Annotated in this window: 22 protein-coding genes; 3 read left to right on the top strand and 19 right to left on the bottom strand. The window is 60.2% G+C overall.

The window, feature by feature from the left end; translation table 11 throughout:
- The first annotated feature begins 255 nt into the window (after positions 1-255).
- Positions 256-714, top strand: coding sequence for a type II toxin-antitoxin system RatA family toxin (locus tag V9T28_RS08165; RefSeq protein ID WP_116398511.1), 459 nt, complete (start codon positions 256-258; stop codon positions 712-714).
- Here the strand turns inward: V9T28_RS08165 and V9T28_RS08160 are convergent.
- On the bottom strand, positions 702-1202 hold the full coding sequence (locus tag V9T28_RS08160; RefSeq protein ID WP_116398510.1) for a CinA family protein: 501 nt from the start codon (positions 1200-1202) through the stop codon (positions 702-704). The two genes, V9T28_RS08165 and V9T28_RS08160, sit on opposite strands and share 13 nt — an antisense overlap.
- A 378-nt stretch (positions 1203-1580) precedes the next feature.
- Here V9T28_RS08160 and V9T28_RS08155 point away from each other — a divergent pair, with 378 nt between their 5' ends.
- Both V9T28_RS08155 and rimO read left to right on the top strand, forming a co-directional pair.
- A complete protein-coding gene (locus V9T28_RS08155) occupies positions 1581-2342 on the top strand; it encodes an outer membrane protein (protein ID WP_116398509.1) in 762 nt (253 codons plus the stop codon).
- A gap of 88 nt (positions 2343-2430) precedes the next feature.
- Positions 2431-3756, top strand: coding sequence for a 30S ribosomal protein S12 methylthiotransferase RimO (gene rimO / locus V9T28_RS08150; RefSeq protein WP_116398508.1), 1326 nt, complete (start codon positions 2431-2433; stop codon positions 3754-3756).
- Between the two features lie 158 nt (positions 3757-3914).
- On the opposite strand, the gene V9T28_RS08145 is transcribed toward rimO, so the two are convergent.
- The 18 genes from V9T28_RS08145 to V9T28_RS08060 all read right to left on the bottom strand — a co-directional run bounded on the left by V9T28_RS08145 (position 3915) and on the right by V9T28_RS08060 (position 22832).
- On the bottom strand, positions 3915-4982 hold the full coding sequence (locus V9T28_RS08145) for a BMP family ABC transporter substrate-binding protein (RefSeq protein WP_116398507.1): 1068 nt from the start codon (positions 4980-4982) through the stop codon (positions 3915-3917).
- Between the two features lie 99 nt (positions 4983-5081).
- Entirely contained in the window at positions 5082-5999 is a 918-nt protein-coding gene (locus tag V9T28_RS08140; protein WP_199500016.1) for an ABC transporter permease, read from the bottom strand.
- A gap of 2 nt (positions 6000-6001) precedes the next feature.
- A complete protein-coding gene (locus tag V9T28_RS08135; RefSeq protein WP_116398505.1) occupies positions 6002-7096 on the bottom strand; it encodes an ABC transporter permease in 1095 nt (364 codons plus the stop codon).
- A complete protein-coding gene (locus tag V9T28_RS08130) occupies positions 7086-8624 on the bottom strand; it encodes an ABC transporter ATP-binding protein (RefSeq protein WP_116398504.1) in 1539 nt (512 codons plus the stop codon). The genes V9T28_RS08135 and V9T28_RS08130 overlap by 11 nt, the downstream gene beginning before the upstream one ends.
- On the bottom strand, positions 8621-9592 hold the full coding sequence (locus tag V9T28_RS08125) for a quinone oxidoreductase family protein (protein WP_116398503.1): 972 nt from the start codon (positions 9590-9592) through the stop codon (positions 8621-8623). Before V9T28_RS08125 ends, V9T28_RS08130 begins: the two co-directional genes overlap by 4 nt.
- Positions 9593-9704: 112 nt before the next feature.
- Positions 9705-10418, bottom strand: coding sequence for a TerC family protein (locus tag V9T28_RS08120; RefSeq protein ID WP_116398502.1), 714 nt, complete (start codon positions 10416-10418; stop codon positions 9705-9707).
- A gap of 21 nt (positions 10419-10439) precedes the next feature.
- Positions 10440-11177 carry a CDP-alcohol phosphatidyltransferase family protein gene (locus tag V9T28_RS08115; RefSeq protein WP_116398501.1) on the bottom strand — a complete coding sequence of 246 codons (738 nt, stop codon included), beginning with the start codon at positions 11175-11177 and terminating at the stop codon, positions 10440-10442.
- A gap of 159 nt (positions 11178-11336) precedes the next feature.
- Positions 11337-12086, bottom strand: a complete 750-nt coding sequence (pncA, locus tag V9T28_RS08110) for a bifunctional nicotinamidase/pyrazinamidase (RefSeq protein WP_245423816.1) — start codon at positions 12084-12086, stop codon at positions 11337-11339.
- 314 nt (positions 12087-12400) lie between these two features.
- A complete protein-coding gene (locus tag V9T28_RS08105; protein WP_158554663.1) occupies positions 12401-12838 on the bottom strand; it encodes an acyloxyacyl hydrolase in 438 nt (145 codons plus the stop codon).
- Positions 12839-13128: 290 nt separating this feature from the next.
- Entirely contained in the window at positions 13129-14016 is an 888-nt protein-coding gene (locus V9T28_RS08100; RefSeq protein WP_116398499.1) for an MBL fold metallo-hydrolase, read from the bottom strand.
- Positions 14013-14990 carry a lipoyl synthase gene (gene lipA, locus V9T28_RS08095; RefSeq protein ID WP_116398498.1) on the bottom strand — a complete coding sequence of 326 codons (978 nt, stop codon included), beginning with the start codon at positions 14988-14990 and terminating at the stop codon, positions 14013-14015. The genes V9T28_RS08100 and lipA overlap by 4 nt, the downstream gene beginning before the upstream one ends.
- Before the next feature lie 288 nt (positions 14991-15278).
- A complete protein-coding gene (locus V9T28_RS08090; protein WP_116398497.1) occupies positions 15279-15557 on the bottom strand; it encodes a GlsB/YeaQ/YmgE family stress response membrane protein in 279 nt (92 codons plus the stop codon).
- Positions 15558-15686: 129 nt separating this feature from the next.
- Positions 15687-17129, bottom strand: coding sequence for a dihydrolipoyl dehydrogenase (lpdA, locus tag V9T28_RS08085; protein ID WP_116398496.1), 1443 nt, complete (start codon positions 17127-17129; stop codon positions 15687-15689).
- A 150-nt stretch (positions 17130-17279) separates the two neighbouring features.
- Positions 17280-18620: a pyruvate dehydrogenase complex dihydrolipoamide acetyltransferase gene (locus tag V9T28_RS08080; protein WP_116398495.1), complete on the bottom strand. Its 1341-nt coding sequence runs from the start codon at positions 18618-18620 to the stop codon at positions 17280-17282.
- Positions 18621-18635: 15 nt separating this feature from the next.
- The gene (locus V9T28_RS08075) at positions 18636-20009 is read right to left on the bottom strand and encodes a pyruvate dehydrogenase complex E1 component subunit beta (RefSeq protein WP_116398494.1); all 1374 of its coding nucleotides are present in this window, start codon (positions 20007-20009) and stop codon (positions 18636-18638) included.
- Positions 20010-20031: 22 nt separating this feature from the next.
- Positions 20032-21060 carry a pyruvate dehydrogenase (acetyl-transferring) E1 component subunit alpha gene (pdhA, locus tag V9T28_RS08070; protein ID WP_116398493.1) on the bottom strand — a complete coding sequence of 343 codons (1029 nt, stop codon included), beginning with the start codon at positions 21058-21060 and terminating at the stop codon, positions 20032-20034.
- Positions 21061-21424: 364 nt separating this feature from the next.
- Positions 21425-21751 (bottom strand): FtsB family cell division protein, encoded by a 327-nt coding sequence (locus V9T28_RS08065; protein ID WP_116399755.1) that lies wholly within the window; start codon positions 21749-21751, stop codon positions 21425-21427.
- Positions 21752-21971: 220 nt separating this feature from the next.
- Positions 21972-22832 (bottom strand): lysophospholipid acyltransferase family protein, encoded by an 861-nt coding sequence (locus V9T28_RS08060; RefSeq protein ID WP_158554662.1) that lies wholly within the window; start codon positions 22830-22832, stop codon positions 21972-21974.
- Between the last annotated feature and the right edge of the window lie 89 nt (positions 22833-22921).

Raw genomic sequence — 22921 nt, 5'->3', positions numbered from 1 at the left:
CCGCACGCGTCAAAAAATTCAGTGTCCCTGAGCGTCTCAAGTCCGCAAATGTTCCAACAAGAATCAGCGCCTATAGAATCGATATGCGTCGAGGATAGCATTGGCACGCCGAGATCAAAGTGTTTTGTTAACCATGATTGCCGCGGCGTTTTGCGACCGCTCCTTTCCCGAGCGTCACATTTCCGAATACTTGCGACCTTCCCTTTCGCAAAAATTCCTTTATGTGACGGTCCATCCGTCACGCAACTCACGTCCATGCCATCTTTTCGCACCACGCGCCGCGTGCGCCACAGCCCACAAAAAATGTTCGACCTCGTCGCCGATGTCGAGCAGTATCCGCAGTTCTTACCGCTGTGCACAGGCTTGAAGATCAAACGTCGGCAAACCGATGCCAATGGGCGTGAGGTGCTGATTGCGGAAATGCAAATCGGCTACAAGGCGATCAAGGAGCGTTTCACGAGTCGCGTCACCTTGGATCGCGTCAATCTGAAAATCCTCGTCGAATATGTGGATGGGCCGTTTCGCAAGATGGAGAACGTGTGGAGCTTTGCGCCCACTGATGCGGAGGGCCAAGGCTGCATCGTGGGCTTCGACATCACCTACGAATTTGCGAGCCGCACGCTCGGGATCTTGATGGGCAGCATGTTCGACATCGCCTTCCGCAAATTCTCGGCAGCTTTCGAAGAACGCGCCAATCTCGTCTACGGCTCGTGATGCAGCGCCTGCTCGAGTAGGTCGAGCGCCTGCTTGAGTGCCGCAAGCCTGATCGGCGTGCGGCCGATCTCACCGAAGCGCCGCTCGATATGCTGCGTCGGGCCGTCCTTCCGCGCGCAGGCAAAATGCACGAGCCCGACGGGTTTCACGGCACTGCCGCCGCCCGGCCCCGCGATGCCGGTCACGGCGACGGCCACGTCGGCCAGAGAATTGTTCAGCGCCCCCTCCGCCATCTTGCGGGCAACCGGTTCGCTCACTGCACCGAATTCTGCGATCAAGGGAGCGGGAACTCTTAAGAGCGCGCTTTTTGCCTCATTGGAATAGGTCACGAAACCGCGCTCGACCACGGCCGACGATCCGGCAATCTCCGTCAGCGCGCCTGCAACCAAGCCGCCGGTACAGGATTCGGCCGTCGCGAGACGCCAGCCCCGCGCCTGATACGACCCGAGAAGCGCGGCAGCTTGCCGCAGAATAGCCTCGTCAAACATTCCTTTACCTTCCCGGCCTAGATTGCAGGTGTCGAAGACATAGCATGTCTCGCGCAGCCATCGGCATCCATATACACCGCGAAACGAAGCCCGCGTTTCCCCGCAAGGGTAAGGTATAATTTTGTATTTTAAAACTGAATGCTCGGGCGAATTTAGATTTTCTGGTTCAAATTTGTGTATAAAATTGCCAAAATTCAGCCATAAAGGCGTAAACAAAAATTAACACTATCAGATCACCATCGTTATAGTTGGTTCTGAAAGTATTATCGCAAAAATTTTGCTGCAAAATCGAAAAAACTATTTTCAAAAATTAAGCTGAGCGGTTATATCGTGGCAGTGGCGCATGAGTTTGTATCGCGCAACGTGTTGGAGTTTGTTATGACGTTTAATCGTATCCTTCTTGCCTCGGCCGCGGGCATTGTGATCGTGTCCGCCACGGCCTCTTATGCAGCCGATTTGCCGAGCCGTAAGGCCCCCATCGTCTATGTCGCACCAGCCCCGGTCTTCACCTGGACGGGCGCGTTCATCGGTGTCGGCCTCGGCGGCGACTTCACCAGCAACAAGTGGACGACGACGGGACGTACCGCACGTGACGTGCGCGCGACCGCCTACCACAATCCGGCAAAGCTGGATCAGGACTCGTTCCGCACCTCGCTGTATGGCGGCTACAATTATCAGATCAACAACAGCTTCGTGGTCGGTGTCGACGCCGATCTCGGTTACGCTTTCGACAACAAGAAGACTGTGAACGGCGTTCCTGGCTTGTCGGCTGGCAACAGAGGCACGCTTTCGAGCAAGGCCGATTGGGATGGCAGCTTGCGTGGCCGCTTCGGCTACCTCATCACCCCAAGCATCATGGCCTATACGGCGGGCGGTCTTGCGATTAAGAATGTGAAATACAGCGAAAACATCGGCGGCGTCTCGGGCAGCAGCAGCGACACACGCACCGGTTGGACCCTGGGTGGCGGCTTGGAAGCTCAATTGTGGAGCAATTGGGTGGCGCGCGCCGAATACCGCTACAACGATTATGGCAACAAGAACCTCACGCTCAATTCTGGTACGGCACAGCAGATCTCGGCCAAGACCAAGCTGAGCGAGGATGTCGTGACGCTGGGTCTTGCGTATAAATTCGGCATGTAAGCCGGATCGCACCTAAAATCCGAAAGCCCGGCCCTGTGGCCGGGCTTTTTTGTTGCGCGTCCTGCCGGAGCGTGGCAATCGACTGCCCATGACGCAAACCGCCACGACCCCTAAGATTTCCTTCGTTTCGCTCGGCTGCCCCAAGGCTTTGGTCGATTCCGAGCGGATCATCACCCGATTGCGCGCCGAGGGCTATGAGCTGACCAAGAGCCATGCCGGCGCCGATGCGGTGATCGTCAACACATGCGGCTTCCTCGACAGCGCGAAGGCCGAGTCGCTGGCTGCCATCGGTGACGCGCTCAAGGAAAACGGCAAGGTCATCGTCACCGGCTGCATGGGGGCCGAGCCCGAGCAAATCCGCGGCGCGTTCCCGAATGTCCTCGCGATCACCGGACCCCAGGCCTATGAGAGCGTCGTCGGTGCCGTGCATCAAGCCGTGCCGCCCGCGCACGATCCGTTCGTCGACCTCGTGCCGCCCCAGGGCGTCAAGCTCACCCCGCGCCATTACGCCTATTTGAAAATCTCGGAAGGCTGCAACAACCGCTGCTCCTTCTGTATCATTCCGAAATTGCGGGGCGATCTCGTCTCTCGTCCGGCCGCCGACGTGCTGCGCGAAGCCGAAAAGCTGGTGAAAGCCGGCGTGAAAGAGCTGCTGGTCATCTCGCAGGACACGTCTGCCTACGGCCTCGACACCAAATATGCCGAGAGCCAGTGGAAGGACAGGAGCGTGCGCGCGAAATTCCTCGATCTTTCACGCGAACTCGGCGAGCTTGGCGCCTGGGTGCGGCTGCACTATGTCTACCCCTACCCGCATGTCGACGAGGTCATCGCGTTAATGGCCGAGGGCAAGGTTCTGCCCTATCTCGACATTCCGTTTCAGCACGCCTCCCCGAAAGTGCTGAAGGCCATGAGGCGACCCGGTAATCAGGAAAAGACACTGGACCGCATCAAGGCCTGGCGCGAGATCAGCCCCGATCTGGCGATCCGGTCCACGTTCATCGTCGGCTTCCCCGGCGAAACGGAGGAGGATTTCGAATTCCTGCTCGACTGGCTGAAAGAGGCCAAGCTCGACCGGGTCGGCGCGTTCAAATACGAGCCTGTCAAAGGCGCGGTCGCCAACGACCTGGGCCTTGCGCACGTACCGGATGATGTGAAGGAAAGCCGCTACAAGCGCTTTATGGAAACCCAGCAGGCCATCAGCGCGCGCATTTTGAAAAACAAGGTCGGCAAGCGGCTCCAGGTGATCATCGACCAGCCCGGCCCCACCGTCTCGAAAGGGCGCACCAAGGCCGACGCGCCGGAGATCGATGGTGCCGTCTATGTCGCATCGCGCCGGCCGCTGCGTGCCGGCGATATCGTCAGCGTGAAGATCGAGCGCGCCGACGCTTATGATCTGCACGGGATTGCCGTATAAGATGGGTGGTTTTGGCCAGCGTTCCTCGAAGATCCGGCCGCCCTCGCGTGAGAGCCGGCAGCATAAGATCGACGCTGAACGCGCCGTAGATCTATCGTTCCAGACAACGACGCGCAAAAAAGGCGGCCCGCGGGCCGCCTTCTTGCGTTGCTCGCAACTTATTGCGGAATCTTGTCGTCGATGCCCTTCACGTACCAGTTGAGGCCGAGAATATCCTTGTCGGACAGCGCCTCGCCTTCCTTGACCACAAGTGTCCCGTCCTGCTTGTAGATCGGGCCCTGGAACGGATTAAGCTTGTGCGCCCGGATGGCGTCTTCCGTATCCTGCGCCAGTTTCTTTACATCGTCGGGCATGTTCATGAAGGGGCCCATCTTGACCATGCCCATGTCGAAGCCACCCCACGTATCGGTCGACTTCCAGGTGCCGTCGAGCACGGCCTTGGCGCGGGCGGTGTAATAGTCACCCCAATTGTCCGTATTCGACGTCAAAATGGCTTTCGGCGCGAATTGGGTCATGTCCGACGATTGACCGAAGCCCAGCTTGCCGGCTTTCTCCGCTTCCTGCAGGGGAGCCGCCGAATCGGTGTGCTGCACCATGATGTCAGCGCCTTGCGCCAGCAGTGCCTTGGCGGCATCGGCTTCCTTGCCGGGATCGAACCAGGAATTCACCCAGACGATCTTGACCTTGACATTCGGATTGACGCTCTGCGCGCCGAGCATGAACGCATCGATGCCCGAGATCACTTCCGGGATCGGCACCGACACGACGTAGCCGATGACGTTCGACTTGGTCATCTTGCCCGCGATCTTGCCCATCACGTAGCGGCCCTCATAGAACCGCGCCGAATAGGTCGAGACATTGGCGGCGCGCTTGTAGCCGGTGGCATGCTCGAATTTCACGTCGGGAAATTTCTTGGCCACTTTCAGCGTCGGCTCCATGAAGCCGAAGGAGGTGGTGAAAATCAGCTTGTTGCCGGCGCGGGCCAGTTGCTCGATGGCGCGCTCGGAATCATTCTCCGGCACATTCTCGACAAAGGTCGTCTCGACCTTGTCGCCGAGCGCCTGCTGCAACGCCTTGCGGCCAAGATCGTGCTGATAGGAATAGCCGAAATCACCCACCGGGCCGACATAAACGAACCCGACCTTGAGCTTGTCGGCGGCAAAGGCCGCTGTGCTCACGGCTAAGGCGACAGCCAAAGCCGACGCCACTTTCAGAAATTTACGCATGAACCCCTCTCCTAACGTTCGTCGCGTTTCGACGTCTCCTCAAAGCGCTTCCTCGTGTAATCATCCCTGCCCGTCCTGGTCTTGGCAAGCGTTCTCGTCTTATCGGCCGGGGATAAAGGTCTTGCCCAAATCGGCGGGAGCATTGGCGCCGCGCCGGTCCCAGGCGGCAATCATAACCAGGGCGATGATCGTCACCAGATAGGGAGAGGCAGTCAGGAATTGGGCCGGGATCGAAATGCCGAAGCCTTGCGCCTGATATTGCAGCGCATCCATGCCGCCGAACAAAAGCGCGCCGACGACAACGCGCCAAGGCCGCCAGGACGCGAACACCACGAGTGCCAGCGCAATCCAGCCGCGCCCCGCCGACATGCCGCTCGTCCAGAACGGCGTATAGGCCAGCGACAAATAGGCTCCCGCAAGCCCGGCACAGCCGCCGCCAAAAAGAATGGCAAGAAGGCGAATCTTGCGAACCTCCAGCCCCAATGCATGGGCGGATAGATGACTGTCGCCGACCGCCCGCAAAGTGAGGCCCGCCCGGCTATAGCGCAGGAACCACCAGACCGCGGCGACAATGGCAAAGCCGACATAGACGAAGAAATCCTCGCCGAACAGCAATCTGCCGATGCCGGGAATATCGTTCAGGACGGGCACATAGAGATGGGGCGCGTAGCCAAGTTTCAACCCGACGAACCCGGCACCGAGCAGGCCGGAAAAGCCGAGACCGAAAATCGTCAACGCCAAACCGGTCGCCACTTGGTTGGTCGCAAGCCCCAAGACCAGCAGCGCGAAAACGGCCGAAAGCGCCATGCCTGCGGCAATCCCCGCCAGCGCGCCGAGGGTGGTGGATTGGGTGAGGTAAGCGCAAGCAAAACCAGCCGCCGCGCCCATGATCATCATGCCCTCGACGCCCAAGTTGAGAACGCCGGCCCGCTCGACGATCAACTCGCCGATCGCCGCGATGATGAGCGGCATCGAAGCGGTCACGACGATCATCAAAATGCTCTGAATGGCGTCCATCGTCATGCCACACCTCCCGGCACGATCCGCAGGCGATAGAGCGTAAACACATCGGCGGAAAGAATGCACATCAGCAGCACACCTTGGAACACTCGCGTCATATCGAACGGCAATTGCATCTCGGCCTGAGCACCTTCACCGCCGATATAGGTCAGAGCCAGCACGAGACCGGCGACGACGATGCCCGGCGGCGACAGGCGACCGAGAAACGCCACGATGATCGCCGCAAAACCGTAGGGCGCGGTCGAAGGCGAAATGTCGGTTTTCAATTGCCCCAACGGCCCCGCAATTTCGATAATCCCGGCAAGGCCTGCCGCAGCGCCGGAGATGGCGAACACCATCAGCGTCACCCCGGTATCGCTGAATCCCGCAAAACGGGCGGCACGCGGCGATTGGCCGGCAAGGCGAATCTGAAAGCCGAACAGCGAGCGCGACATCACGAGCCACGCGATGACGAACAGAATCAAAGTGATGATGACACCGACATGCAAGGTCGCGCCGTCGTAGAGCGGCGGCAGCGTTGCCTCCGGATCGAAATTCACGCTGTTGGGAAAGCCGTGTCCTTCCGGATCACGCAGCGGCCCGCGGGCGAGATAATCGAGAAATTTCTGCGCCACATAGACCAGCATCAAACTGGTCAAGATTTCCGACACGCCGAGGCTGACGCGCAGCAACGCCGGGATCATAGCGTAAAGCAGGCCGCCCAGCGCGCCGAGCACCAGCATGCTCGGCACGATCCACCATGAGCCGAATTCCTGGCCCGCGCCGCCATTGGTCCAAATGCCGACGAGCGAGCCGAAAATGCCCCCCATGATGAGCTGGCCCTCGGCGCCGATGTTCCACAAATTCGCGCGGTAGCAAAAAGCGAGGCCCAGGGCGATCAGCACCAGCGGTGAGGCTTTCACCGCCAATTGCTGCAAGGACCAGCCCTGCGTCAAGGGCTCGACGAAATACACATAGAACGCATCGACCGGCGACTTGCCGAGCATGGCGACGATGGCGCCGCCGATCAGCATTGCGATGATCAACGCGACAATAGGTGCCAGCGCGTTGACGAGCGGCGAGCGCGCGCCACGCGGCTCAAGATCAATGCGCATGTTGCCCCGCCCCACCCATCAGAAGACCGATTTCTTCCCGCGTCGTTTCCCGCGCGGGCTTGGGTTCCGAGACGCGGCCGTGATTGATCACGGCGATGCGATCGGAAATCTCGAACAACTCGTCCAAATCCTGGCTGATCACCGCCACCGCCGACCCCTTCGCGGCAAGGTCGAGAATCGCCTGCCGGATCGCCGCGGCGGCAGCCGCATCGACGCCCCAGGTCGGCTGGTTGATGACGAGCACCGCGGGATCGCGCATGATCTCGCGGCCCATCACGAACTTCTGCAAATTGCCGCCCGACAGTGTGCGCGCCAAAGGATCGGTGCCGGAGCGGCGCACATCGTAGGCGGCAATGATCTTCGACGACAGGCCCAAGGCGGCGGAGCGAGCAATGAAACCGCTTTTGACCAGCCCGCCGGTCGCATGACGCGAGAGCACGACATTGTCCGACAAGGTCGCATCGGGCGCGGCCGAATGGCCGTTGCGTTCCTCCGGCACGAAAGCGGCGCCGACCTTGCGGCGCGCCGTGATGCCGCTCGCGCCGACCGGTTTGCCGTCGATTAGAATGGCATCGCTGCGTGCCGCCGGCATTTCACCGGACAGCGCGGCGAAAAATTCCGATTGGCCATTGCCGGCAATGCCGGCGATGCCGAGCACCTCGCCCCCGCGCACCGCCAAACTGATATCCTTGAGCGCCGTGCCATGCAGTTCGGGCGATTCCATCGAAAGATTCACAACTTTGAGCCGGTCTGGCCCCAACGCATGCGCGCCCGCCGGCTTGACCTCGGCAATCTGCGTTCCAACCATGAGCGCCGCCATGGAGCGCGCGGTCTCGACCTTGGGGTCGCAGGTACCGACTTTCTTGCCGAGCCGCAGGATCGTGGCGCGATGGCATAGCTGCTTCACCTCCTCCAATTTATGCGAAATGTAGAGGAGCGCGCGGCCTTCCGTCTTCATGCGCTCGAGCGTGACGAACAGCGCTTCCACCTCTTGCGGGGTCAGCACCGAGGTCGGTTCGTCAAGGATCAGCAATTTAGGCTCTTGCAGCAGGCTTCTGGCGATCTCGATGCGCTGCCGCTCGCCCGCCGACAAGGTCCACACCGGACGCTCCGGCTCGAGCGCGATGCCGTATCGCCGCGAAATATCCCGGATGCGTTCGTTCAAGCCGGTCAGCTTTTCCGCTTTGGGCAGGACCAGCGCGATATTTTCGGCAACGGTGAGATTTTCGAACAGCGAGAAGTGCTGGAATACCATCCCGATGCCAAGGTCGCGCGCCATTTGCGGGCTGCTCAGCTTGACCGGCGCGCCCTCCCAAATGATTTCGCCCTCCGTCGGCTCCAACAGGCCGAACAGCATTTTGACGAGCGTCGACTTGCCGGCGCCGTTCTCACCGAGCAGCGCGTGAATCTCGCCGGGGACGAGTTCGAGGTCGATATGATCGTTCGCAGTAAACGAGCCGAAGCGCTTGGTGATGCCGCGCAACGTCACGAGCGGCGTTGCTTGCGCGGGCTCGGCAGCGCCGGTCATGGCAGCAGGACCGTCGTGCCGGTGGTCTCGCGACCCTGCAAGGCCTCATGCGCTTTCGCCGCATCGGCCAGAGCGAAGCGCGAATGGATCGGGATCTTCACGTCGCCGGAGGAAACCACGCGCATCAGATCCTTCGCCATCTTGCGCAAGGTGTCCGGCGTGTCGGCGTAGGAGCCCAATGTCGGGCGCGTGACGAAGAGCGAGCCCTTCTGCGCCAGAATACCTAGGTTCACGCCTTCGACTGGGCCCGAAGCATTGCCGAAGCTCACCATCAGCCCGCGCGGCTTCAAGCAGTCGAGCGATCCGACAAAGGTCGTCTTGCCGACGCCATCGTAGACGACATCGCACAGCTTGCCCTTGGTGATCTCCTTGACCCGTGCGGCAAAATCTTCGCGCGTATAGAAGATGATATGCTTCGCACCGGCCTTCTTGGCGAGCTTCGCTTTTTCTTCCGAACTCACGGTGCCGATCACGATTGCGCCGAGCGCCTTCGCCCATTGGCACAAGATAAGGCCGATGCCGCCCGCAGCCGCATGCACCAGGAGTGTGTCGCCCGGCCTCACCTTGAAGGTTTGACGCAGCAAATATTGCACGGTGAGGCCCTTCAGCATCATCGCCGCGCCCTGCTCATAGGAAATGCTCTTGGGCAATTTCACCAGCTTCTGCGCGTCGATGATACGCTCCGAGGCGTAGGCGCCGATCGCCGTTCCATAGGCGACGCGATCACCGATCTTCCAGTCCTTGACACCCTTGCCGATCGCAACGATGTCGCCCGCTCCTTCCGATCCCGGAATGAAGGGCAGCGGGAGCGGATAAAGGCCGCTGCGGTGATAAGTGTCGATGAAATTCAGTCCCACGGCCTTTTGAACGAGGTGCACCTCGCCTGGTCCCGGCGCGCCGATCTCCACATCCTCATAGGTCAAAACTTCGGGGCCGCCATTCTGATGAATTCTTATTGCCTTTGCCATCGCGCGACCAAGCCTCTGCATAAGCTCAAATTATTTGGCTGCATGCATCATAGGATCGCTTTTCGAAGATGCGCAATGGGGCGGTTAAAATTTGAACAGCGCGCTTGCTCGCTCAGCGCTCACGCCGCCTTTTCGCCGACCAGACGTTGAGCATTTCGACGCAGGTCGCAAACGCCATGGCCGAGTAGATATAGCCGCGCGGAATATGAAAGCCCCATCCGTCCGCCATCAGCGACATGCCGATCAGCACCAGGAAGGACAACGCCAGGACTTTGGTGGTCGGATATTGCGCGATGAAGCGGGCGACGCCGCCCGCGGCCCAAGACATCACCGCCATGGAGAGCAGCACGGCCAGGATCATCACGGCGAGGTCCTGCGCCATACCGATGGCCGTGACGATCGAATCGATCGAGAAGACCAGATCGATCAGCGCGATCTGCAGGATCGCGGCTCCGAAAGCGCGTGGCGCTTTTGCGGCCTGCGCCTCCGCCTCGCGTCCCGCGTTCTCGACCTCGTCATGCAGTTCGGTCGTCGCTTTCCACACCAGGAAAAGACCACCCGCCATGAGAATGAGATCGTGCCAGGACACATCGTGTTCCAAGACGACGATGATCGGCTTGGTGAGGCCGATGAGCCAGGTCAGTGAAGTGAGCAGGACGACGCGCAGGACGAAGGCCAGCAGGAGACCGATCACTCGCGCCCGGCGCGCCAATTCGTCCGGCAATTTGGTGATGAGCAGTGAGATGAAGACGACATTGTCGATGCCGAGCACGATCTCCATGGCCGTGAGGGTCAGCAACGCAACCCACCCAGCCGGCTCACTCATCCAGGAAAGAAAGGACAAACCTCAGCTCCCGTCATCCGCGTCCTCGGCCCAGGGCGAGTGGCGAAGAAAGGGAAGCGCCACGAAATAGGCGCCGGTGATGACGAGACCCGCCATGACGAGGCCGCCGACATCGAGCTTCTCAGCCACGGCAATGCCGCAGAAAACCAGCCAGGCGCAGGTGATGGCGACCGTAAGCATACGATACTTCTCGACCCGCAGCGGATGGACAAAAACGATGGGGGCGAACATCAAGGCGGTCGCCAGCAATAAAAGCGCCGCGTTGATCCAGGGGTTCAGGTGGAAAATGAACAAATAGAGCGCGAGGACGTTGAAGATCGCCGGAAATCCACGGAACCATAGATCCTCGGTCTTCATCCGTGTGTCGGCGAAATAGAGTGCCGAAGCGACGGTGACGATGAGGCCGATCCAGAAGGAGAGCACATCCGGGAGCAGATCCGACTTCCAAAGGGCGATGACCGGCACGATGACATAGGTCAGGAAATCGACGATCAGATCGAGAATCGTGCCGTCGATATAGGCGGCCGTCTCCGTGACTTTTGCGGCGCGGGCCAAGGTGCCGTCGATGCCGTCGATGAACAGCGCGAGACCCAGCCAAGCGAAAGTCGTGGTGAAATGCCCTTCGAGCGCCGCCCGCAAGGCCAAAACCGCCACCGCCGCGCCGGACGCCGTGAGGACATGGACCGAAAGACCGAAAGCTTTCCTGGCGCGGGGATGCGGTTTCGACGCGGGCTCGATCATAGAGGGGTCCGATTTAGAAATGTGATCGGTAAGTGTTAACAGACCAGGAGCCTGTCGATGCTCATCAATACGTGCTGGATAGGCTGAAGCGGACGACAAGGCCAGAGCGAATCGGTGCGAGACCGGCCCGGCCAAGGCCAGCCCCACACGAAAAGCTGCTCAAGCGCCTAAGATCGCCGACGATTGAATGCGCTTCACGCCGGCAGCGTCCATGTTGCGGATCGCCGCTGCCATAGAGCCCAACGCGTCGATGCCACGGCTGGCATCCTCGATGACATAGGTTTCAAACCCAGCTTTACGCGCATCGAGCGCGGTCCAGGCGACGCAAAAATCCGTGGCAAGCCCCGCAACGAAGCATCGCTTGATGCCGCGCTCGGTCAGATACCCGGCAAGGCCCGTCTTGGTCACCTTGTCCGCCTCGACAAAAGCCGAATAGCTATCGACGCTCTGATGATAGCCCTTGCGGATCACGAGCTGGACCATGGGCAAATCGAGCTGATCGGAAAAGGCCGCGCCTTTCGAGCCTTGGATGCAATGATCGGGCCAGAGAACCTGATCACCGTAAGACAATTTCGTCACCTCGAACGGCTTCGCTCCATCATGCGACGAGGCGAAGGAGACATGCGCTTTGGTGTGCCAATCCTGGGTCTGGATGACATTCGGGAATTTCTTGGCCAGCGCATTGATCGGCGCAATGACCTGATCGCCGTTTTTAACGGCCAAGGATCCGCCGGGCAGAAAATCGTTCTGCACATCAATGACGAGAAACACGTCTTGGGCATCGGGCGTGATCGTGGTGGTGTCGGCCATGGCTTTTCCCAATGTGAAAGGTGATGCGGCGACCAGCGCCGCGCCGCCGGCGATCATGAGGGCCTCGCGCCGCGAGACCGCGTCAGCGTCTTGAGACATTCTGCCACCTCCCCAAAAGAACGGCAAAGTTCAAGCGATCACGGACGGGCCCATTTGGCAAGGCCACATAGCGCTTTTTCGATCCGAACAGCGGATCTTCTGCAGGCCCCCGTAACGGACTTTTGCGTTGTCCTCGAAGGTCTTGCCGCCGGCTTTTACAATTCACCGACCGCCGGCACCCGGCCAATGCCGCCTAAAATGCGGGTAATGAAAACGCGCGCCGGAAGCCGCAAGACAAATCCTCCATCGGGAAGACTTGCCCACGCAATCCGGCGCGTCAACGCGTTTTGACGATAAGGGAACGAGCTTAAGCTCTAGAACCGATAGCCGATCTGGACGCCGTAATTGGTCAATCCACGGTTCTTTTTCGCGAGGCCAGCGTTCGAATCGTGCTCGACGGTCGCAAGAACGCGCCAATGATCGGTCAAATCATAGCCGAGCGCAGCGGATTCGCGAAACAGCACGTGCGAGCCGACCGCATTATGGTGGTCCCCGCCATCGACTTTGCCGTTGTTGACACTGCCGCCGAACGTGCCCTCGACGAAGATCTTCTGCGTCACGTAATATTGCCAAGCCGCCGCTGCAAACGCTGTGCTGGTGCGGCCTTCAAAATTGATCGTGGTGCCGATCATGGGACGCGGCAGCCACCACTGATCATTGGTTCCCCACGGCTTGACGAAAAGCACTTCCGCATTCAAATCGGGCGCGCCACCGCTCTCCCGGCTCGCCGCGTCATGGACAAGCGCACCCATCCGCAACTCATCTATGAAGGAGTATGAGCTCAACGTCGAAGGCGCGGGGGCAGGAGCCGGAGCCGGAGTGCTAACCGGCAGGTCGGCACTCCAAGCTGACGAATAGGAACCGACACACAATGCCACCACCAGAAGATATTTTTTCATGGACTCACCATTCTTTTGGGAAAGCTAGCAAGCCAGCGTAGATTTCCAAAGTTTTATTGATCAGATCGCAACTTCGCGACAGTTGTATTCAGTCGATGAGACAAAAATGCCACAGGTCGATGTCGGCAAACACTCGCATCGCCCTACTCCTTAAGGGTTGCAGCGCGAAGTAACGACATATTTTGCGCATGGACAACTTCGTAAGGCGCAAAATATATGATCGCGCCCGAAGCCAATTCCGGCGCCACGAATTCGCGCAAAGATAGCAACTCCTCCCCGGTCCCCCGCACATCAAGAAGCCGGCGAAGATAGGCCTTGGTCGCCCCAATCAAGCTCTGATCATAGCCGCCTGCAGCAATCCGGTCCAGATCACCGTGGTTGGGTAAAATTCGATCGATCGGCCAGTGCCCGAGGCGATCGAGTTCCCTTAAATGCCGCCCGGCTTCTTCCGGCTCGCAAATATAGGTGACCGTATCTTCCACCGTATCGCCGGCGAGCAGAATGTGCTGATCGGGAAGCCACATGACGTTACCGTCGGCCGAGTGAATCTGGAAATGATGCAACTCGACCTGCCGCTGACCAACCGTGAGATGCAATTCATGCTCAAACAGTCGATTCGGCATAACGAGCGGTGAGATCGCCGGCGGCTGCGTCGCGAGTTCGTCCCGATGGGACTGCAGCAAATCGGCGGTCAGCCGCAAAGCGATGATCTCGCAATCGGCGAAGACGGCATTTCCAGCCACGTGATCATTGTGCCAATGGGAAAGAACGACGCGGATCTGCGTGACACCCCGCCCGGTGAGATGCGCACGAATCGCACGCGCATGGTCAAGCGACATATGCGTGTCGTAGACGAGCGCTTCGGCGCCGTCCACGATCGCATAGGATGCGGTGCCGAGCGAGAAAGCGCCGTCATCCAGCCAGTTAGGACCCTCCGAATGAAGGCGTTTACCGTCAATACGGCCATCGTAATACGTAAAGATCCCCGGATAGGGTTCCAAGACTCGCAGCGTAGCTGCAAGATCGCTCATGCGCCGGATTTGGCGCGCCGAGCCGCCTGCAGCCGAGCGAAATCCTCGCCCGCATGGTGCGATGAGCGGGTCAGGGGCGTCGCCGAGACGAGCAGGAAGCCCTTCACATAAGCAACCGTCTCATAGGCCTTGAATTGCTCGGGCGTGACGAATTCCAGAACCGCGTGATGTTTCTTCGTCGGCTGCAGATATTGGCCGATCGTGAGGAAATCAACGTCGGCGGAGCGCAGATCGTCCATCAGTTGCAACACCTCGTTCCGCTTCTCGCCAAGGCCGACCATGATGCCGGATTTGGTGAAAATGGTCGGATCGAGTTCCTTCACCCGCTGCAACAGGCGAATGGAATGGAAGTAGCGCGCGCCGGGTCGGACCGTGAGATAGTTCGACGGCACGGTTTCGAGATTGTGATTGAACACGTCGGGCTTGGCCGCAACCACGATCTCGAGCGCCCCATCCTTGCGCAGGAAGTCGGGGGTGAGGATCTCGATCGTCGTCTTCGGCGATGCCGCGCGGATCGCATGAATGGTCTGCGCAAAATGCTCCGCGCCGCCGTCAGCAAGATCGTCGCGGTCGACCGAGGTGATCACCACGTGCGAAAGGCCGAGCTTGGCGACAGCTTCCGCCACATATTGCGGCTCGTGCGCGTCGAGCGCACCGGGCAAGCCCGTCTTCACATTGCAGAACGAGCAGGCGCGCGTGCAGGTGTCGCCCATGATCATGAAGGTCGCGTGCTTCTTTTCCCAGCACTCGCCGATATTCGGGCAACCCGCCTCTTCGCACACGGTAACGAGGCCATGCTCTTTCACGATCTTATGGGTTTCGGCCCATTTGGGCGAACCCGGCGCCTTCACCCTGATCCACTCGGGCTTGCGCAGCACCGGCTGGTCCGGCCGATGGGCCTTTTCCGGATGGCGCGCTTCGCCGAGCGCTTTCTTGCGCGGATCGGATTTAAGAAGATCGAGAACGACAGCCATGGAACCTCTGCAATGTGCGCCTTGCCGCAGCTTGAACACTATCCGCCTTCGGCAAGCAACATCTGTCAAAGGTAGAGCACAATTGCCAATCCTGCCAGCGCCAACGGAAACATTGCGCCAAGCCGAAATATCCGCCATAAGTCAAGGAGTTGCCCGCCTACACGCAGTTGCAACGATCGTCGACAAGAGGACGCTTTCGCGCATCATTTGCGACTGAGTCCGATACGGGAGGATCGTGCGCATCAACTTGACCCGTCGGCAGGCTCGCGGCGCCATGTGAGACAGGCCTTACAGCCGCTGATAAAGCATCTGCCAGATGTAGAGCACGACGATCGCCCCGGCCAGCGCGGCGAACAGATGGTTGAACGAGCCATAGATCACAAAGCCGAGAAAAACTGCAAGCTCCGATCCTGCCCACGACCCGATCACGCCGATCAGCATGTTGGTGACGGCCCAATGCCGCACGCTCAGAAAGATGCCGGAAATCCAACCCACCAGCCCGCCAATGACGACCAGGGTCAGAAAATTGATATGTGGTGTGCCAAGCAGACCAAGGGGCTCATTCATAGCGGCCTCCCCCAACCGGTGGATCGCGGGATCGGCCACGGCACCTTCTGTTGCCCCCAACCCCGCGCCGCTATTTTACCATCATAGATCCGCGTCGGCGTCTGACGCCGCGCGGTGGAACCCTCATCTTTAAGTATGAATAACCTTGCCGTAGGCGTCGAGGACGCTTTCGTGCATCATTTCCGACAGCGTCGGATGTGGGAAGACTGTGTGCATCAGCTCTTCCTCGGTCGTCTCCAGGTTCATCGCGACCACATAGCCCTGGATCAGCTCGGTGACTTCCGCCCCGACCATGTGGGCGCCCAGCAATTTGCCGGTCTTGGCGTCGAACACGGTCTTGACCAGTCCGTCGGGCTCGCCGAGCGCAATCGCCTTGCCGTTGCCGATGAAGGGGAATCGGCCGACCTTGACCTCGTACCCAACGGCCTTGGCCTTCGCTTCGGTGAGACCGACCGAAGCCACTTGCGGGTGGCAATAGGTACAGCCCGGGATCATGTTCTTGTCCATCGCGTGGACATGCAGGCCCTTGATGCCCTCGACGCAGATCACCCCTTCATGCTCGGCCTTGTGCGCCAGCATCGGCGGACCGGCGACGTCGCCAATCGCATAGATGCCCGGCACATTGGTCTTGCCGAGGCCGTCGGTGACGATGCAGCCGCGATCCGTCTTCACGCCAAGCTTCTCAAGGCCGAGATTTTCGACATTGCCGACGACGCCGACGGCCGAAATCAACCGGTCGGCTGTCAGAGTCTGCTTGTTGCCCTTGTCGTCCTCGAGCGTGCAGGTGACATTGTCAGCGCCCTTCTCGACCTTCGTGACTTTCGTCGAGGTCAGGATCTTCAAGCCCAATTTCTCGAACTTTTTCCGTGCGATAGCAGCGATCTCCGCATCTTCCACCGGAAGAACCTGCGGCAGCACCTCGACCACCGTCACCTCCGCCCCCATCGTCCGATAGAAGCTCGCAAATTCGATGCCGATCGCGCCCGACCCCATCACGATCAAGGACTTAGGGAAGGCCGGCGGAACCATTGCTTCAAAATAGGTCCAGATCAGCTTGCCGTCCGGCTCAAGCCCCGGCAGCACGCGCGGCCGCGCGCCCGTGGCGATGATGATGTTCTTTGCCTCGTAGGTACCCGCACCCAGCGTGCCCTTCGGCACCGGGTTCTGCGGCTGCATCGCCGGTTTTTTGGAGGCGGCGACGGTGACCTTGCCGGGCGCGTCGATCGTGGCCTCGCCCCAGATCACGTCCACCTTGTTCTTCTTCAGCAGGAAGCCAACGCCGGCGTTGAGCTGGCCGGAGACGCCACGCGAGCGCTTGACCACATCGGCCGGATCAAAAGTGATCTTGCCTTCCAGCTTCAGGCCATAATCCTTAGCATGCTGGGCATAATGAAAAATCTCGGCCGAGCGCAGCAGCGCTTTCGTCGGGATACATCCCCAGTTGAGGCAAATGCCGCCCAAATGCTCGCGTTCGACCAAGGCGGTCTTCAAGCCAAGCTGCGCCGAACGGATCGCGGTCACATAACCGCCCGGACCACCGCCGATCACCAGAACATCATAGGCCATTCTCATTCTCCTAAAAGTCGCAGCGGGCTCGGGCCAAAGCGGCTGTCAAATCAGTCCTCGCGATGCGCCTTGAACGACAAGATTTGAAGATTGGCTGGCGCCCTTTCAAGGTCATCGGAGCGCCAGCATCGTTTTCGTGCGAAGCAAAGCCGCGCGTTACACCAGCATGCTCATCGGATGTTCGATGAATTCCTTGAACGCCTGCATCAGCTCGGCCCCGAGCGCGCCGTCGACCGCGCGGTGATCGGTCGAGAGCGTGACGCTCATGAGCGTTGCAACCGCCGGCTCGCCGTTCTTGACGATGACGCGCTTCTCGCCAGCGCCGACCGCGAGGATGGTCGCATGCGGCGGATTGACGATAGCCTGGAAGTTCTTAACGCCGAACATGCCGAGGTTCGAGACGGCCGTTGTGCCGCCCTGATATTCGTCCGGCTTCAACTTGCGGGTCTTGGCGCGCGCCGCGAAGTCCTTCATCTCGTTGGAGATGGTGGACAAGGTCTTCGTCTCCGCCGCCCGGACGATCGGCGTGATCAGGCCGCCGGGGATCGAGACAGCGACGCCGACGTCGGAATGCTTGTGCTTGAGCATTGCGCTGTCCGTCCACGACACATTGGCCTCAGGTACCTTATGAAGAGCCAGAGCCAAGGCTTTGATAACAAAATCATTTACCGATACCTTGAAGGTCGGTTTGCCGTCCTTTTGCGGGGCGGACGAATTGACCTGCTCACGCAGCTTCAAGAGCGCATCCAACTCGCAATCGATCGTCAGATAGAAATGCGGGATGGTCTGCTTTGCCTCGGTCAGACGGCGCGCAATCGTCTTGCGCATGCCATCGTGTGGCACTTCCTCGAACGAACCCGGAGCGAACAGCTTCTTGGTCATTTCGTCAGAGGGGCCGGCCGGTGCCGGCGCAGCAGCCGCTGGCGCGGGAGCAGCGGCAGCCGGGGCCGCAGCGGGCGCAGGCGCGGCAGCAACCGCACCACCACCGGCAATCGCCGCTTTCACGTCCTTTTCGATGATCCGGCCGTGCGGCCCCGAGCCGTTGATCTTGGCGAGATCGAGCCCAGCCTCCTTCGCAACTCGCTTGGCGAGAGGCGAAGCGAAAATGCGCTGGCCCGATACGGCGGGCGCCGCCGCGGCCGGAGCCGGCGCTGCGGCGGGCGCAGCACTTGCAGCGGCTGGCGCAGCAGCGGGGGCCGCTGCCGGAGCGGGCGTGGCGGCACCGTTGCCCGCAGCGACGACCTTCGCGTCCTCGCCATCGGCCGCAATCAGGCCGATGAGCTGGTTGACCGGCACATCCGCCGTGCCGGCCGGCACGACGATTTTGGCGAGCACGCCCTCGTCGACCGCCTCGACTTCCATCGTCGCCTTGTCGGTCTCAATCTCGGCGATCACGTCGCCGGATTTGATCGTGTCGCCTTCGTTCTTCAGCCACTTGGCAAGATTGCCCTTCTCCATCGTGGGAGAGAGTGCTGGCATCAGGATTTGAATGGGCATAAGTCCGGCTCCCCCTTAGCGATAGCAAACGGCCTTGGCCGCAGCGACGACTTCGCCGACATTCGGCAGAGCCAGTTTTTCGAGATTGGCCGCATAGGGCATCGGCACGTCCTTGCCCGAGACGCGGATGACCGGCGCGTCGAGATAATCGAAGGCGTGCTCCATGATCCGAGCCACCACTTCGGCACCAACGCCCGACTGCGCCCAGCCCTCTTCCACCGTCACGCAGCGGCCGGTCTTCACGACCGAGGCGACGATCGCATCTGTGTCCATTGGACGGATGGTGCGCAGGTCGATCACTTCCGCCGAAATGCCTTCCTTCTCCAGTTCAGCGGCGGCTTTCAGCGCGTAGCTCATGCCGATCGCCCAGGACACGATGGTCACGTCGGTGCCGGCGCGGGCGATTTTCGCCTTGCCGATCGGAATGGTGAAATCCTCGAGCTGCGGCACTTCGAAGCTTTGGCCGTAGATCATTTCGTTTTCGAGGAAGACGACCGGATTAGGATCGCGGATCGCGCTCTTGAGCAGGCCCTTGAAATCGGCGGCCGTATAGGGCGCGACCACTTTCAAGCCCGGCACGTTGGAATACCAGGCGGCGTAATCTTGGCTGTGCTGCGCCGCAACGCGCGAGGCCGCGCCGTTCGGGCCGCGGAACACGATCGGACAGCCCATCTGGCCACCCGACATGTACAGCGTCTTGGCCGCCGAATTGATGATATGGTCGATCGCCTGCATGGCGAAGTTGAACGTCATGAATTCGACCACCGGCTTCAACCCGGTCATGGCCGCGCCGACCGCGACGCCGGCAAAACCATGTTCGGTGATCGGCGTATCGATAACGCGCCTGGCCCCGAATTCCTGCAGCAGCCCTTGGGTGACCTTATAAGCGCCCTGATATTCGGCGACCTCTTCGCCCATGACGAAAACGTCGGGGTCGCGGCGCATTTCCTCGGCCATGGCGTCGCGCAAGGCTTCGCGCACCGTCATGGTGACGAGTTTCGTGCCTTCGGGATAATCAGGCTCGACCGCCGCTTGCGGCTTGGCCGGCGCGGTCTGCACCGCAGGAGCCGCCGGCGCCGGAGCTTCGGCGACCGCAGGTGCGGGGGCAGCCGCCGGCGCGGGGGCCGCAGCGGCACTGGCATCCTCACCGTCCGCCGCGATCACGGCAATGGGCGTGTTGACGGCGACATTTTCGGTGCCGTCGGGAATGAGAATGGCCGCGAGCGTCCCCTCGTCCACCGCCTCGACTTCCATCGTCGCCTTGTCGGTCTCGATCTCGGCGAGCACGTCGCCGGATTTGATCTGGTCGCCGACCTTTTTGAGCCATTTTGCCAGTTTGCCCTGCTCCATGGTGGGAGACAGCGCGGGCATCAGAATATTGGTAGCCATGATTGAAATCCCCCTCGCCCGATTATTTCAGCACATCCGTCCAAAGCTCGGACGGATCAGGCTCAAGATCATGGCTCGCAAATTCGGCGGCTTCCGCGACAATGGCGCGGGCCTTGGCGTCGATCGCCTTCAATTCGTCCTCCGACGTGCCCTCGCGCAGCAGGCGCGCGCGGACTTGCTCGATCGGATCATGCTCCTCGCGCATCTTCTGCACTTCCTCCTTGGAGCGGTATTTCGCCGGGTCGGACATGGAGTGACCACGGTAGCGATAGGTCTGCATTTCGAGGATGTATGGGCCCTTGCCGTCGCGGCACCATTGAATGGCACGCTCGGCTGCGGCTTTCACCGCGCGAACATCCATGCCGTCGACCTGCTCGCCCGGAATGTTGAACGCAACACCGCGCTTTGAAAAATCGGTTTGCGCCGAAGAGCGTGTGACCGACGTGCCCATGGCGTAGCGGTTGTTTTCGATGATGAAGACGACCGGGAGCTTCCACAGCTCCGCCATGTTGTAGCTCTCATAGACCTGGCCCTGGTTCGCGGCGCCGTCCCCGTAATAGGTGAGCGAGACATTGCCATTGCCGCGATAATGATGGGCGAAGCCGAGGCCCGTGCCGAGCGAGACTTGCGCGCCGACGATGCCGTGGCCGCCGTAAAAATTCTTCTCTTTCGAGAACATGTGCATCGAGCCGCCCTTGCCTTTCGACAAGCCGCCGCGGCGCCCGGTCAGCTCGGCCATGACCCCCTTCGGATCCATGCCGCAGGCGATCATATGGCCGTGATCGCGGTAAGAGGTGATGACCGCGTCACCGGGTTTGGTCGCCATCTGCATGCCGACCACAACGGCTTCCTGGCCGATATAGAGATGGCAGAAGCCGCCGATGAGACCCATGCCGTACATTTGGCCGGCCTTCTCCTCGAAGCGGCGGATCAGCAGCATTTCGCTATAAGCGTGCAGCTCCTGCTCCTTGGTAAAATCGGCGATGTTGGAAATTGCGGGGCTGGATTTGCCCCCTGATTTGGACCGGGCGGAAGTAGTGGCGGCAGCCATGGGAACTCCTATCAACCCACGGCTCTGACGGCCGTGCTCCCTTTGCGATGGGGGACCATAGCTTAACAGAAAGCCCAGTGTCGAGGGGGGATGCGAGGCCAAATGCCGCAGATAATCTATTGTTATGTATATATTATTTTCGATTAACTGAATTTCGGTTATGCACAAAAATTCGTGCTGCAGCGCGGCATAGCGACACTTACCCCCAGGAGGGTAGCATGGTTGAGATGAGAACTTACGACCGCCCCCCGCCGCGCGCACCTATTCGTCACGAAATGCAAATTGATGGCATGCCAACAGACTTCATGATGCGCCTGAGCGCGCCCCACCCACCGCCACGTCTCTTTGCCGCACGCGGGCGCTTTCAATTCTTGGCTGGCGACTTCAAAAACACGACCAGATCGCGGCGGTCGACGCGATCGAGGAGGATGGAGGCTTCTTCCTCCAGCAAATCCTTATCGACGGAATCCGATTGCATCAGGTCGATCCGCTGCTGCCAGTTCTTATGCTCATTCTGCAACGCATTCAGTTCGGCCGTCTTTTCGGCGATCCGCGCCTTATAGGCCGTCTTCGCTTCCTCGCCACGCTGGCCGTAGCGCGCGTGCCAGACGAAATAGCCAACGAGCGCCCCAGCAATGCAATACAGAGCCAGAGGAATTAAAATCGCGCGGATACGACGACGAATGACCATGCGCGAACCATGCGGCAAGAAGGTGAACGAAGACTTAATCAGAACGGAGAAGGCAGACGAATGGCACGCATCAATGCGTTCATTCCGTTCGCGAATCGTATGGGATTTGTGGGTGCGCGAGGGCAAGCGCCGCGTTGCCGCAGTCACGGGGTATGGACCCCGCCTATCGATGTTTCAATGACGATTTGCCCGTTTACAGGCGCGGGTTCGCGCCGACGTTTCAGGCCGGCGACCAGCGAACGCCGAAATCGGGCGCGAGATCGTAGAAATAAACGGCGAGCGCGTAAGTTCGCTGACGCAGCTCGCACATGAGCGCCTGCCGGTCCTTGATCGTCGCGATGTCGGCGAAGGGGATGACGTCGCCCACGGCCACCGGCAAGCAGGTGCCGATGCGCTTTTTCACCTCGTGGAAAATCAGCGACAGGCGGAGGGTCATACTGATATGGCTGGCGATCTGGAACAACCGGCTGTTCTGCCCGGCAAAGCACAGTGGCAGAACGTCAGCCTTCGAGCGCTGGATCAGCTGCGCCGTGAACGTCCCCCACGGCGCGTCGGTCGCAGGCTGGCGGCCCCATTTGTCCGGCGCGGTCGAGACGCCGCCGGCCGGAAAGACGATGACGCAACCGCCCTTCTCCAGATGCTCGCGCGCCTGGTTGCGCGAGTTCAAATTGGTTTCCATCGCGCCAGGCGCGCCGGAAAAATCGACGGGCAGCACATAGCTGCGGACCTCCGGCGCCTGCATCAGCACCGCATTGGTCAGGATGAGAAAGTCTTTGCGCACCTTTTCCACGAGCCACGCGATGACGAGGCCGTCGAGCACACCATAAGGATGGTTCGCGACAACGACGAGCGGGCCGGTCTTGGGCGCCTTTTCAAGCGCACTCGAGTCGAAACGCACGTCGAGCTTCAACTGCCGCACGGCCGCGGCCCAAAAGCTTTCGTCCGGCTTCGGAGAGCGTTGATTTTCCAGGTAAAGCCGCTTCAACTCCGGCTGGCCAGTGGCAATTTCAATGGCCCGGATCATGTGCCGTTTGACGGGCGAGTCGACTTGCCCAGCGTAAGAAAATGCTGCGTTTTTCATGCGCTCTTCGATACGAAACCTTCGTGACATCCTCATGAACTACGTGTCATAATTCACGTGTGTGTCAAGCGCATGAATCCGATCGGATA

It is taken from the genome of Methylovirgula sp. 4M-Z18, from assembly GCF_037890675.1.
Classification (GTDB): domain Bacteria; phylum Pseudomonadota; class Alphaproteobacteria; order Rhizobiales; family Beijerinckiaceae; genus 4M-Z18.
Note: the sequence above shows the minus strand (reverse complement) of the source record. Positions and strands in the feature narration are given on the sequence as shown.